General features: G+C 58.6%; 14 protein-coding genes. 6 read left to right on the forward strand and 8 right to left on the reverse strand.

The features are described 5' to 3' along the window. The first annotated feature begins 266 nt into the window (after nucleotides 1-266). The 5 genes from ACTD9P_RS05970 (at nucleotide 267) to fic (ending at nucleotide 4,985) form a co-directional block, all read left to right on the forward strand. Entirely contained in the window at nucleotides 267-920 is a 654-nt protein-coding gene (locus ACTD9P_RS05970) for a DedA family protein (protein ID WP_056861943.1), read from the forward strand. 6 nt (nucleotides 921-926) lie between these two features. Continuing rightward, entirely contained in the window at nucleotides 927-1,757 is an 831-nt protein-coding gene (locus ACTD9P_RS05975) for a M90 family metallopeptidase (RefSeq protein WP_438867029.1), read from the forward strand. Between the two features lie 93 nt (nucleotides 1,758-1,850). Continuing rightward, nucleotides 1,851-2,378, forward strand: a complete 528-nt coding sequence (ppa, locus tag ACTD9P_RS05980) for an inorganic diphosphatase (RefSeq protein ID WP_003176323.1) — start codon at nucleotides 1,851-1,853, stop codon at nucleotides 2,376-2,378. 215 nt (nucleotides 2,379-2,593) lie between these two features. Next, nucleotides 2,594-3,364 (forward strand): LexA family transcriptional regulator, encoded by a 771-nt coding sequence (locus tag ACTD9P_RS05985; protein WP_438867030.1) that lies wholly within the window; start codon nucleotides 2,594-2,596, stop codon nucleotides 3,362-3,364. Between the two features lie 499 nt (nucleotides 3,365-3,863). Continuing rightward, nucleotides 3,864-4,985, forward strand: a complete 1,122-nt coding sequence (gene fic / locus ACTD9P_RS05990) for a protein adenylyltransferase Fic (protein WP_438867073.1) — start codon at nucleotides 3,864-3,866, stop codon at nucleotides 4,983-4,985. A gap of 64 nt (nucleotides 4,986-5,049) precedes the next feature. Here fic and ACTD9P_RS05995 read toward each other — a convergent pair whose 3' ends face one another. Continuing rightward, complete coding sequence (locus tag ACTD9P_RS05995) at nucleotides 5,050-5,286, reverse strand: DUF6124 family protein (protein ID WP_438867031.1); 237 nt, start codon at nucleotides 5,284-5,286, stop codon at nucleotides 5,050-5,052. Between the two features lie 451 nt (nucleotides 5,287-5,737). Between ACTD9P_RS05995 and ycaC the strand changes: the two genes are divergently transcribed. After that, entirely contained in the window at nucleotides 5,738-6,370 is a 633-nt protein-coding gene (gene ycaC, locus ACTD9P_RS06000; RefSeq protein WP_099547568.1) for an isochorismate family cysteine hydrolase YcaC, read from the forward strand. 139 nt (nucleotides 6,371-6,509) lie between these two features. Here ycaC and ACTD9P_RS06005 read toward each other — a convergent pair whose 3' ends face one another. The 7 genes from ACTD9P_RS06005 to ACTD9P_RS06035 all read right to left on the reverse strand — a co-directional run bounded on the left by ACTD9P_RS06005 (nucleotide 6,510) and on the right by ACTD9P_RS06035 (nucleotide 12,096). After that, entirely contained in the window at nucleotides 6,510-7,667 is a 1,158-nt protein-coding gene (locus tag ACTD9P_RS06005; protein WP_438867032.1) for a glutathionylspermidine synthase family protein, read from the reverse strand. Nucleotides 7,668-7,679: 12 nt separating this feature from the next. Beyond that, on the reverse strand, nucleotides 7,680-8,393 hold the full coding sequence (locus ACTD9P_RS06010; RefSeq protein WP_438867033.1) for a DUF1190 domain-containing protein: 714 nt from the start codon (nucleotides 8,391-8,393) through the stop codon (nucleotides 7,680-7,682). 18 nt (nucleotides 8,394-8,411) lie between these two features. Beyond that, nucleotides 8,412-8,840 carry a DUF350 domain-containing protein gene (locus ACTD9P_RS06015; RefSeq protein ID WP_056861936.1) on the reverse strand — a complete coding sequence of 143 codons (429 nt, stop codon included), beginning with the start codon at nucleotides 8,838-8,840 and terminating at the stop codon, nucleotides 8,412-8,414. Nucleotides 8,841-8,855: 15 nt separating this feature from the next. Next, nucleotides 8,856-9,530 carry a DUF2491 family protein gene (locus ACTD9P_RS06020; RefSeq protein WP_438867034.1) on the reverse strand — a complete coding sequence of 225 codons (675 nt, stop codon included), beginning with the start codon at nucleotides 9,528-9,530 and terminating at the stop codon, nucleotides 8,856-8,858. Further along, nucleotides 9,517-10,551: a potassium channel family protein gene (locus tag ACTD9P_RS06025; RefSeq protein ID WP_438867035.1), complete on the reverse strand. Its 1,035-nt coding sequence runs from the start codon at nucleotides 10,549-10,551 to the stop codon at nucleotides 9,517-9,519. Before ACTD9P_RS06025 ends, ACTD9P_RS06020 begins: the two co-directional genes overlap by 14 nt. Before the next feature lie 72 nt (nucleotides 10,552-10,623). Further along, the gene (locus ACTD9P_RS06030; RefSeq protein WP_438867036.1) at nucleotides 10,624-11,184 is read right to left on the reverse strand and encodes a rhomboid family intramembrane serine protease; all 561 of its coding nucleotides are present in this window, start codon (nucleotides 11,182-11,184) and stop codon (nucleotides 10,624-10,626) included. 213 nt (nucleotides 11,185-11,397) lie between these two features. Then, the gene (locus ACTD9P_RS06035) at nucleotides 11,398-12,096 is read right to left on the reverse strand and encodes a PspA/IM30 family protein (protein WP_438867037.1); all 699 of its coding nucleotides are present in this window, start codon (nucleotides 12,094-12,096) and stop codon (nucleotides 11,398-11,400) included. Nucleotides 12,097-12,101: the final 5 nt, after the last annotated feature.

Below are 12,101 nucleotides of genomic sequence, written 5' to 3' on the forward strand. Positions count from 1 at the left end.
GTGTATCAGTTAATAAAGATTCGACTGACCTACCGCTTTCGCGAGCAAGCCCGCTCCCACATTTACATCTAAGCAACATTTGGATCGTTGTATAGCCTTGATTCCAGCGACACTCCCCGCTACAAAACCAACACGCTTTTCACCTCTCAATCCGTATAATGCGGACCTCTCAGAGCTGTAAGAATCGCGACATAAGCTTGTAGCCTAACTTACCCGTAGCTTCCGCACAGGCCTGCTGAGCCGGGCCATTCACACAGGTGCCATCCATGGATTTCAACCCGCTCGACCTTATCCTGCATCTCGACGTGTACCTCGACATGCTGGTAAGAAACTACGGAGTGTGGATCTACGCCATTCTGTTCCTGGTTATCTTTTGTGAAACCGGTCTGGTGGTCATGCCCTTCCTGCCCGGTGACTCCTTGCTGTTTATCGCCGGCGCCATCGCCGCAGGCGGCGGCATGGACCCAGTACTGCTGGGCGGCCTGCTAATGCTGGCAGCCATCCTCGGCGACAGTACCAACTACGTGATCGGACGAACGGCCGGGGAACGCTTGTTCAGCAACCCGAATTCGAAAATTTTCCGCCGCGACTACCTGCAAAAAACCCACGACTTCTACGACAAGCACGGCGGCAAAACCGTGACCCTGGCGCGCTTCCTGCCGATCCTGCGCACCTTTGCACCGTTCGTGGCCGGTATCGCCAAAATGCCTTACCCGCGCTTCTTTGGGTTCAGCGTGTTCGGCACCATCCTGTGGGTTGGCGGCCTGGTCACCCTGGGTTACTTCTTCGGCAACGTGCCGTTTATCAAAAAGAACCTCTCGCTGCTGGTGGTGTTTATCATCCTGCTGTCGCTGGTGCCGATGATCATCGGCGTGTTCCGCAGCCGGTTTGGCCGCAGCTCCGAAGCCAAGCCGCAGTAACCGCCAATGTGGTCCCTCAGCGCCTGGCGTCGCCGGCGCCTGCTGGCCAAGCACCCGATTGCCGATGACACCTGGCAGCGGGTGCGCCATCACCTGACCTTCCTCGACGGCATCAGCGCCGAGCAGGACCAGTGGCTGCGCGAAGCCTGCGTGGTGTTCCTGAATGAAAAGCACCTCACCGCCCTGCCCGGCGTCGAGCTGCATCAGGAACAGCGCCTGCTGCTCGCCGCCCAGGCACAATTGCCGTTGATGAACCTGGGCGACCTCGACTGGTATCAGGGTTTTCACGAAATCGTGCTGTACCCCGACGACTTCCTCAGCCCCCAGCGCCATCGCGATGCCAGCGGCGTCGAGCACGAGTGGGACGGCGAACACAGCGGCGAGGCCTGGCAACAAGGCCCGGTGATCCTCGCCTGGCCCGGCGTATTGGCCAGCGGCCAGTGGGAAGGCTACAACCTGGTGATCCATGAACTGGCGCACAAGCTGGACATGCTCAACGGCGACGCCAACGGCCTGCCGCCGCTGCACCACGACATGCGCGTGCAGGAATGGGCCAGCGTGATGCAAAGCGCCTTTGACGACCTCAACCGCCAGCTGGATGCCAACCCGGACGCCGAAACGGACATCGACCCCTACGCCGCCGAAAACCCGGCGGAATTCTTTGCCGTCACCAGCGAATATTTTTTCAGTGCCCCGGATTTACTGGTCGGTACTTATCCCCAGGTGTACGCGCAACTGAGCCGCTTCTATCGCCAGGACCCGCTGGCCCGTCTGCACCAACTGCAAACCAGCGATGCCCGTTACCAGACTGAACCGCTGGCGCCACACGACGTCTGACGCATGGCATCGGCGTCAGAATATGCCTATAATCGCCGCCACTTTTAGGCCAATCCGGCCATGTTTCATGGCCAACTACGGGGGCACCGCCCAATGAGCTACAGCAAGATTCCGGCTGGCAAAGACCTGCCGAACGACATCTACGTCGCCATCGAAATTCCGGCCAACCACGCGCCGATCAAATACGAAATCGACAAAGACAGCGACTGCCTGTTCGTTGACCGTTTCATGGCCACCCCGATGTTCTACCCGGCCAACTACGGTTTTATCCCTAATACCCTGGCTGACGACGGTGACCCCCTCGACGTGCTGGTAGTAACCCCTTACCCGGTTACCCCAGGCTCGGTGATTCGCGCGCGCCCGGTCGGCATCCTGAACATGACCGACGACGGCGGCGGCGATGCCAAAGTTATCGCGGTGCCACACGACAAGCTGTCCCAGCTGTACGTGGACGTAAAGGAATACACCGACCTGCCGCCACTGCTGCTGGAACAGATCAAGCACTTCTTCGAGAACTACAAAGACCTCGAAAAAGGCAAATGGGTGAAGATCGACGGTTGGGGCAACGCAGACGCCGCCCGCGCCGAGATCATGAAGTCGGTTGCTGCCTACAAAGGCTGACACCCGCTCCTCATTGCCCTGGCAATCAAAAAAAGCCCCGATGATTCGGGGCTTTTTTTGTGGGAAAAATTAAACGCCAAGTTCAATGTTTAATTCCAAACGTTTAATAAGGTTAGATAACTGAAATATCAGACTACAACTAAGCAAATCCCTACACGCGAAACTCAACGCATAGTTTATTTGATGTATTTTTCCGGCCAGTAAACTCTGCGTTTATGAATACATCAGGTGATCGACTAAAAGCGTTACTGCGGGAAGTTCATCTTTCCGCCTCCGACTTCGCCAAGAACCGTGGTGTCACGCCTCAACACGTGAACAACTGGTTCAAGCGCGGCGTGCCCATGGGCCGACTCAACGAGATCGCAGAACTGCTCTGCGTCTCCAGCCGTTGGCTGCGCACCGGCGAAGGCCTCAAACACCCACCGGCCAACTTCCTGCTGGAAGGCCCGGACCCAAGGAAAGGCATCGCCACCCGCGAAGAAAGCGGCAAGTACCTCACGGGCCCCGCCCGTCTCCCGGAAAAAATCGACGTGGAGATCCCCCTCCACCCCACATTCACCTCGACCGAGCGCATCCGCGTCTCCCTGCACACCCTCGAAGCCCTCAACGTAAACCCCGACCGCGCCGTAGGCGCCTACATGGTCGACAACAGCATGATCGACATCATCCAACAAGGCGCCACCCTCGCCATCGACCGCGGCCGCAGCCAAATCACCGACGGCGAAATCTACGCCGTCGAACACGACGGCATGCTCCGCATCAAATACCTCTACAACCGCCCGGGCGGCGGCCTGCGCATGCGCAGCCACAACGCCAACGAACACCCGGACGAATACCTCACCCACGAACAACGCTTTGAACAGAACTTCGAGATCGTCGGCTGGGTGTTCTGGTGGTCCACCCTCAACAACCGCAGACCGGTGCCGCTGGACGAACACCTGCTGGGCTGGGAAGGCTCTAAATCGGACCCGGATGTAGGCATATGAGGTGAATGTGGGTAGAATGCCGCCCACATTTGGCAGGGGGTGGCTTTGCGCTACCTATCCTGCCTGGCGATGCGGAGGAGTTCCCGCGGATGCCCCTACTATTCAGCCCGACTCGACGTGGGCTGAGCGATTTGAAGGCTGGTGAGGTTTGTCAAAAACAAGCTGAGGCAGTCCCCGAGAAGCCGGCCACAAGCCGGCTTTTTAATGCCCTTTTTTAACCTCAAAAACACATTGGTACCTGCTGCGGCAAGTAGGCACGGTGCGTGCTATCACCCTTCCTCCGCAAAAACTCTATTCTAAAGCGCGCGCCTCAATTAATAGCCGCCTAGCTGGTTGGCACATAGCTAAAGTGTCGTCGCCAGCGACACAAGAACAAGACATGTCGCAAAAATCGCAAAATAGCGACACATGACGCCTAGATGCTTACACTGACGCCATGAGAGGGCGCTTATGAAAGCGACCTCGCCAATAAATGAACCTCGTGGACACACTTTCATCCATGACAACACATCATTTCCCATGGCAAGCCGATAAGCCTTACAACCAGCTTCCGCCACTACCGCCGTCAGCACAGCTGGAAACCCGGGCAGTACTCAAACGCTGCATTGAAGCCCGCGCAGCCTTGGCCGAATTGAAACAAGCTGCCGAGCTGATCCCTAACCAAACGATGCTGATCAATACCATCCCCTTGCTGGAAGCCAAAGACAGCTCCGAGATCGAAAGTATCGTCACCACCACGGACTTGCTCTTCCAGCATGCCCAGGATGGGGCCAACCATGCAGATCCCGCGACCAAAGAAGCCCTGCGGTACCGCAAGGCTCTTCATAACGGTTACCAATCGTTGGCTCAGCGCCCACTCTCCACAGGCACGGCAGTAGAAATCTGTCGCACGCTCAAAGGCGTGAACATGGACATTCGCCGTGTACCAGGCGTCCAGCTAGCCAATGACCGCACCGGCGAGATCATCTACACGCCACCAGAGGGCGAAGATCGCTTACGCGACTTGCTAGCCAATTGGGAACGTTTTTTACACAACGAGACAGACCTCGATCCTTTGGTACGAATGGCCGTGGCGCACTATCAATTCGAGGCCATTCACCCGTTCACCGACGGCAATGGCCGTACCGGCCGGGTACTCAATACCCTGTATCTGATTCAGGAAGGTCTGCTGAATCTACCGATTCTCTACCTTAGCCATTTCATCATTGCGCATAGAGCCGATTACTACCGACTGCTACTTGATGTGACCCGCGAGCAAGCCTGGGAGCCCTGGCTGCTTTATATGCTCACCGCCGTAGAAGAAACCGCCCGCTGGACCAGTGCCAAAATTGCCGCCATTCGCAGCCTATCCGAGCACACAAGCCAGTTTGTTCGCGAACGTCTGCCAAAAACCTATACCCGCGAATTAGTGGATGTGATTTTCGAGCAACCCTACTGCCGCATTAGCAACGTCGTCGATAAGCAGATCGCTCAACGCCAGGCCGCCTCTCGCTACCTCAAAGAGTTAGTGTCCATTGGCGTTCTACAGGAGGTTCAGGTTGGCAAGGAAAAGCTCTTCATTCATCCCAAGCTGATGCAGCTACTGATTCGCGACAGCAACGACTTCAAGACGTACGCCTGAGCCGTACTGAAGGACATTGAGTATTGAGTCGCCTGAACGGTGAAGACTGAACAGGCGACGTGTCTTACTTCGGCTGCATACACTCCACAGCCCGATCCGCCACCATCTTCGCCATCTCCACCAAATGCATCACCGCCCGATGCGGCGCGCCCAGCGGTTCACCAAGCGCCTGCGACGTAGCCACCGCGCACTGCAACAGCTCGGCTACGCGCACCCAGGCATCTTCAAAGCTCAGTTCTTCATTAACAGTAAAAGGCTTGGTCGCAGCCGATGAGGGCGAATCCGAAACTTTGTTATCCATAGAAAACCTCTAGCAGTAAGTGACTACCACCGTCCTTTCGCGACTAAACGAGCAGAGGTGGCGGCTGTACGCAGGTTAGTCGACCGGCCGCTAGGCACCGGCGCACCCGAAGGTGCCCTGCGCACAGCCACCATAAAGTGCAGGTGAGAAAACACCTGGCTTTGGGATGGCGCGTGCGCCTAGCGAAGTCCGGGCGACTAAACCCGATCACTGAAAAAGCAGTGACGGAACGCAGCCTAGTCGCGAGATTTTGCTGACGCAAGCGGCTGGGATTCTCTAGGAAACGTCCTGCAAATGAAAGGGATCCGTACTGCTGGCCATCCAACCATTGTCACCTTCTAGTTGACAGTATTACCTGCCACACCCGATTTATCCCCCGCAATCCACCCATTAATCTGTACCCATGTTGAACGCAACGCCAAACCAACCCAACCAAAAAAGGACTTCAACCATGAGCACTCCAACCCTTAGCCGCTTGAACAAAGACGACGCCATTGTTCTGCTGATCGACCACCAAACCGGCCTGATCTCGCTGGTGCAGGACTTCTCCCCCAATGAGTTCAAGAACAACGTGCTGGCCCTGGCGGACGTGGCCAAGTTCTTCAACCTGCCGACCATTCTCACCACCAGTTTCGAGCAAGGCCCTAACGGCCCGTTGGTGCCGGAGTTGAAGGAGATGTTCCCGCAGGCGCCGTACATCGCTCGCCCTGGTCAGATTAATGCGTGGGATAACGAGGATTTCGTCAAGGCAGTCAAGGCGACTGGGCGTAAGCAGATTGTCATTGCGGGTGTGGTGACGGATGTGTGTGTGACGTTCCCGACGTTGTCGGCGCTGGCAGAGGGGTTTGAGGTGTTTGTGGTGACGGATGCGTCGGGCACGTTTAATACGACGGTGCAGCAGGCGGCGTGGAGCCGGATGGTGCAAGCGGGGGCGCAGATGATGAATTGGTTTTCGGTGGCGTGTGAGTTGCAGGGTGACTGGCGCAACGATATTGAGGGGCTGGGGAATTTGTTGTCGCAGCGGATTCCTAACTATCGGAACTTGATGAACAGCTATTCGGTGCTGGCAGCGCGTCAGGGCTGAGGTTGAGCGGCTTTAATCTGTGGGAGCGGGCTTGCCCGCGATGGCGGTGGATCAGTCATGCATTTGGTGACTGACATACCGTCATCGCGGGCAAGCCCGCTCCCACATTTGATCTTTGTTGCTTTGCGATCGGGGTGGCTCAGTCGAGGATCAGGTGCGGTAGAAACCGGCTTGAGTCCTTGGTGATCAAACTGTTGTCTTCGCGCACGCCGATGCCTGCGGCTTGATCCGCGATGACCCATGAGCCGATCAGTGTGTAGCTGTCACCAAAGCGTGGCAGCGGCGCGAATTCCTGAAGGATAAACGGCGCGTCCGTGTAGGGGCCGTCTTCTTTTACGATCAGGCCTTCAGCGGTTTGCAGTTCGATGTTGGCGCCTTCGCGGGAGAAGAACGGTTTACGTACCCAGCCCTTTGGCACGGCTTTGCCGGGGTCGGTGTCCAGGTGGGAGGCGAGCAGGTTCGGGTGGCCTTTATTGAACTCCCACAGCAGCGGCAGGATGCCTTTGTTGGAGAGGATGGCTTTCCACGCTGGCTCGAAAAACTGGGTGTCGCTCTGGGCAATCGCGGCGCCGAAGGGTTCGTGGAAGATGAATTCCCAGGCGTGCAGTTTGAACAGGTGGGGAATCCAGCGATCCTCAATGTCGACGAAGCGGCCTTCGCTGGTAAGGCCGATGTCTTCGATGTCGATGTGGCGGGACTCGATGCCGACTTTTTCGGCGACCAGGCGCAGGTAGTCGGTGGTGCCTTTGTCTTCGATCGAGTCTTTCATCGAGGCGAAGTAGAACGGCTGGTTCAGTTGCAGTTGCGCGAAGGCCTGGTGCAGCTTGGTGTCGATGCTGTTGAACTGGTCGGCGTGCTTGGGCAGCAGGCCGCGTTCGATGCATTGCTCAAGCCAGCCCCATTGAAACGCCGCTGCTTCGTAGAGGCTGGTGGGTGTGTCGTAGTTGAGTTCGAGCAGTTTGGCTGGGCCGCTGCCGTTGTAGGAAAAGTCCATGCGCCCGTACAGGTGTGGGTGGCCTTCGAGCCATGAGGTGCGGATCATGTCGAAGAACGGCGCGGGAATGCTCAGGCGCTCCAGCAGCTCCTCGTTGTGCACCACGCGGGCCACGAGGTCCATGCACATGTCATGGATCTCGGTGGTCGGGTCTTCGAGGTCGCGCTCGATTTGCGCGAGCGTGAACTGGTAGTACGCGCTTTCGTCCCAGTAGGGTTCGCCGTCGATGGTGTGGAACAGGAAGCCGAGGCTGTCGGCGGTCTGTTTCCAGTCATGACGTTCTGCGCAGTGGATCTTCTTCATGGCCTGGCTTCCTTAACTGCTCGAACCACCGCCGCCCCAGCCGCTGCGGGCGCTGGCTTTGCTGCCAAAACCACCACGGGAGGTGGAGGATGCGACGTTCACCGGCTTGCTGGAGGAGCGCAGCGTGTTGGAGTAATTGCTGCTGCCGTATCGGGCCTGGTTGGAACGACCAAAGGTTGCCCCGTTGGAGACGCGCTGGTTGAGCGTTGAGTTGCCGTAATTGCCGCGATCATCGCGGTAGCGGTACACCGGCTCGGAACGGTAGCTGTTGCGATTGCTGCTGAGCATGTTGCCGATCAACAGGCCGGTGAGCAGGCTGCTGGTGGAGAAGCCAGAGCCACCGCTGTTGGCTTGCGAGCCGGCGACTTGGGCATTGGCCGCGTCGACCTGGGATTGGGTCACCCGGCCTTCGGCGGTCAGTTCGAAACCGCCGAGCCTCGGGATGAACTTGCCGATGGAGTCTTGCTGGCACCAGTCGGCGACAAAGTCGGCGTCGCAATCGGTCTGGCTGTCGTACACCGGCGCAATGCGGCGGTGCTCGGCCATGGCGGTCATGTAGGCGTCCGAGCAGACGTCGACCGGCAGCTTTTCATCGGCGCATTGCTGGACCGACTGGAAGTTGTACTTTTTCTGCAAATCGTAGGTTTTTTCGGTCGGCCCACAGCCGGATATCGCCATGGCGACCGACGCTGCCAGCGACAGCTGGACGTACTTGCTTCGTTTCATCGAGAGCTCCGTGCGCAATCAGTACTGGGTGGGCGTCATGCACGCGGCGTTCAGCATGCCGACGCTGATAGCCACGGCGGCCACGTAGATGCCGGCCGCAACTTCGCCATTCTTGATGCGCTCGGACGTGCCTTTGAGCACCAGGCTGGTCAGCAGAAATGCCAGCAGTTGGACGACGGCGGCGATCACCGACCAGACGACAAAATCCAGCAGGCTGATGGAGTAGGCAATCACGTTACTGGCCGGAATGGCGAAGCCAATGATCGCGCCGCCCAGGGCGACCGCCGCCGAAACATTGCCGGCGCGGATCAGTTCGAACTCCTTGTGCGGGGTGATGCGGGTGTAGATGAACTGGAACAGCGCGAACAGCACCGCAGCCCCCAGGATGTAGATGACAAAGCCGAGCACAGCGGCTTTGTTCAGGGAGATGGAGAGAGCTTCTAGCATGGATGGCTTCCTTTTTTAGAGCGCAGTCAGGTCGGTTGTGTACAGCGAAATGCCCAGCGACGTGCTCAGGCTGATGCCACCCTCGGCATCTTCTTCGACGGAAAACAGCAGGAACTCGCGGCGATCGGTCAACCCGGTGTCGCGGGCGTACAGCATCGAACGGTGCTCGACGTTGTAGGCATCTTCCGGGTTTATCACGCGCTCGCTCATCGCCACCAGCTCGGTCTGGCCGGCTTCGCCGCCCCACACGCGGGCGTACTCGACGCCGTTGTGGGTGTAGGTCGGCAGCCCGATCAAGCTTTGTGGGCCTGCCAGCCGACGCAGTTCCGCTTCGCTGCTGATGGTGACATAGCTTAAGTAGTTAAACAGGATCACCGACTCGACTTGCCCGGCGATGTCGCCGGTGGTGTGCACCTGCAGCCAGTAATCTTCGTCGTTCATGTAGTAGCGCGACAGCCAGGTCGACTGCCCGAGATCAACGGTGCCGTTGGCCCAGATTTCCTGGGAGCCAGGGATAACCACCGAGGTTTTCCCATCGAGCAGCAATTTCAGGGTGGTGTCGAACATCACGCCTTTGCCCGGCGCCAGGCCCAGCGGCCCGGTGGTGGGCACGGGTTCGGCGGCGGGCCGGTTCGATTGTGGATTCGCGTTCGGGGCCTCGAGCCCCATCAACTGTTTAAACCATCCCATTGGAGATTTCCTTGAGGCGGGTGGAGGCAATGTAGAAGAGCTCGCCGCCTTCAACGCGCGTGGCACTGGGCGGGTTGATCGACGGTTGCTGGGCACCTTTGGCGCGATAGCCGATAAGGGTGGCGTTGTGGTGTTCTTTCATCCGGGTGTACAGATCGCCGAAGGTGGCTTCGAAGGCCTCGGGCAATTTCATCAGGTATTGAGTGGCGCCCTGCCCCACGCACAACAGTTCATTGATGACCACGGATGAGCCCGGATCCTGAGAGGCGCGCACCAGCATTTCGATCGCCATGCTGGACGTGCACTCCAGGCGCGGAGCGTAGGAGCTGGCCAGTGCGGCAATTTCACTTTCATTGAAGTGGGCGACCACATGGCCGACGGGGCTCAGTTGATTCACCGCCAGCACCGTGGCCAGCGTCAGGTCGTCAGACGGGGTTCGCACCAGCACACGCTCGGCACCGGGCACACCGGCACGCAGTAACAGCGCGCTGGAGGACAGGCTTTCACCGCGGATGAACGCGGCCTTACCCGGCATCGGGTTTTCTTCGAGGGTGCAATCGCAAATCACGATCAGGTTGTCGTTCGAGGTTTCGTCCTGAAGCAACAACTCAATGACCCGCTCACTGGACGCGCCTTCCCAGCCGATGAGCACCGTATGGCCGACCTTTCCGGTGAAATCACCTTTGCCCTTCATGCCTTTTCTCCATGCATCGATAACACTGCTGGTGGTTTTGCCGATAGCCGCTGTGAGCAGCGCAATGCCCCCGAGCATCACCCAGGCCGCCACGAAAATGCGCCCTGCCGAGGTCTGCGGGGCGAGGTCGCCGTAGCCGACGGTGAGCGTGGTGGTGAGATAGAAGTAGATAAACGTGGCGAGGGCAGTGAGATGTTGTTCGCCCAACAGCACCAGGCCCAGGTAAGCCGTGCTCAGGTGTACGCCCAGGGCAATGATCAAGCCTGCCCAGCCGAAGCGGTGAAAGAGCGAGGAGGCGTACATGCGCAACAAAAGGAAAATCGACATTTCGTCCCTGGCTCCCTGGGTACTTGAATCCTGATGACGCCATCGCCTCAGCGTCTGTAGGCTCAAGTGCGTTCACCCGGCATTAAACCTGCTGCGCGGTGCAGAGAGAAGTACCTTGGCAGCAATAAATCCGGCGAACGCACCAAACAGATGCCCTTCGAAGGAAATACCCTGGCGCGGCAGGAACCCCAAGATCAACCCGCCATAAAACACTGCCACGACACCTGCGATTAACAGGTTGCTCCAGCTCCTGTGGAACCAGGCGCGTGACAACAGGTAGGCCCATAGCCCAAAGACCCAGCCGCTGGCACCGACGTGTACGCCGCTAAACCCGAACAGCCAGACCAGCGAACCACCCAGCAGGATAATGATCGCGCTCACGGTGACGAATCGGTTGAGCCCTTCGGCCATGACCAGGGTGCCCAGCACCACAAAGGCGATCAGGTTTGCGCTGAGGTGGGCAAAGGAGGCGTGCAGAAACGGCGAGGTGAGGATGCCGAACAGGCCCTGCATGGTCCTCGGAATCAGCCCGAATGCCATGAGGCTGTAGCCGGTGGCCACATTGAGCAGTTGCAGCGCGACCATGAACACGGCCAGCCCTGCGATTGTCTTGAAACCCTTCAGGGCGTCCATCCTGACCTCGAGGTAAAAAAGAAGGGCAGACCTTATTGCCGCTCGGCTAAGCGCAAGCCCCCTGTGGGAGCGGGCTTGCTCGCGAAAGCGGTGGGTCAGTCAACATCCATGTTTGCCGGGCTGACGCCTTCGCGAGCAAGCCCGCTCCCACATTTGATCTTCGCTGCCTTGAGCATTTCGCTGACTTAACTGCCCGGCCTGCTTCGGCGTTGTTTACTCAGCTGACTTTTGCTTCAGGCGCTCCAGAATCGCATTAGCGCTGCCGGTGTCCGGCGTGATGCCGGCGTCGCGCAGTTTGCGCTCCAGGTCGGTGCCGGTCGATGCCTCGGCCAGTTCGTCCTGGGCTTGCAGTTCAGCGGCACGTTGCTGCTGTTTGGCCTGCAGGCGGTTGAGTGTGCCGACGGCAGTTTCCAGCTTGCCGTTGGCGCCGCCGCTGGCGACGGACGCGCTGACCTGGGCCTTTTGCACGCTTTCGCGGGCCTTGGCCATGTCCACTTGCTGGCGCAGGCTTTTGATCCGGCTTTCGGCCTTGGTGATGTCCTTGCGCATGCTGTCGGCGTAGCCACCGAACTCGGCGGTCTGCTTTTGCTCGGCGTCACGCTCGTTGGTCAGGGTCGAAATAGCTTCTGCCACTTCCAGGGCCAGGTCTTCACGGTTGGCCTGGATAGCGGCCATCGCTTTGGACTCAAGGTCTTTGATCTTGGCGTCGTACTCGCCCACGCGATCCGCCGCCAGCTTGTGCTTGGCCATGATGCTCACCAGCTCACGCTTGGCGTTGGCCAGTGCGGTGTCGGCGTCGCGAATTTCTTGATCAAGGATGCGCAGGGCCTGTTGGTCGACGATCGATTCGCCGACTTCGCTGGCACCGCCACGCAGCGCGGTGAACAATTTGCTCCAGATGGACTGACTCATTGGAT

It is taken from the genome of Pseudomonas onubensis (assembly GCF_965653655.1).
In the GTDB taxonomy this organism is placed as follows: Bacteria; Pseudomonadota; Gammaproteobacteria; order Pseudomonadales; family Pseudomonadaceae; genus Aquipseudomonas.

Coding starts and splice junctions, on each gene's coding strand:
- ACTD9P_RS05970 (WP_056861943.1), top strand. CDS start 267: ATGGATTTCAACCCGCTCGACCTTATCCTGCATCTCGACGTGTACCTC.
- ACTD9P_RS06020 (WP_438867034.1), bottom strand. CDS start 9,530: ATGGGATGGTTTAAACAGTTGATGGGGCTCGAGGCCCCGAACGCGAAT.
- ACTD9P_RS06010 (WP_438867033.1), bottom strand. CDS start 8,393: ATGAAACGAAGCAAGTACGTCCAGCTGTCGCTGGCAGCGTCGGTCGCC.
- ACTD9P_RS05985 (WP_438867030.1), top strand. CDS start 2,594: ATGAATACATCAGGTGATCGACTAAAAGCGTTACTGCGGGAAGTTCAT.
- ycaC (WP_099547568.1), top strand. CDS start 5,738: ATGAGCACTCCAACCCTTAGCCGCTTGAACAAAGACGACGCCATTGTT.
- ACTD9P_RS06015 (WP_056861936.1), bottom strand. CDS start 8,840: ATGCTAGAAGCTCTCTCCATCTCCCTGAACAAAGCCGCTGTGCTCGGC.
- ACTD9P_RS06025 (WP_438867035.1), bottom strand. CDS start 10,551: ATGTCGATTTTCCTTTTGTTGCGCATGTACGCCTCCTCGCTCTTTCAC.
- ACTD9P_RS06035 (WP_438867037.1), bottom strand. CDS start 12,096: ATGAGTCAGTCCATCTGGAGCAAATTGTTCACCGCGCTGCGTGGCGGT.
- fic (WP_438867073.1), top strand. CDS start 3,864: ATGACAACACATCATTTCCCATGGCAAGCCGATAAGCCTTACAACCAG.
- ACTD9P_RS06005 (WP_438867032.1), bottom strand. CDS start 7,667: ATGAAGAAGATCCACTGCGCAGAACGTCATGACTGGAAACAGACCGCC.
- ACTD9P_RS05995 (WP_438867031.1), bottom strand. CDS start 5,286: ATGGATAACAAAGTTTCGGATTCGCCCTCATCGGCTGCGACCAAGCCT.
- ACTD9P_RS06030 (WP_438867036.1), bottom strand. CDS start 11,184: ATGGACGCCCTGAAGGGTTTCAAGACAATCGCAGGGCTGGCCGTGTTC.
- ppa (WP_003176323.1), top strand. CDS start 1,851: ATGAGCTACAGCAAGATTCCGGCTGGCAAAGACCTGCCGAACGACATC.
- ACTD9P_RS05975 (WP_438867029.1), top strand. CDS start 927: ATGTGGTCCCTCAGCGCCTGGCGTCGCCGGCGCCTGCTGGCCAAGCAC.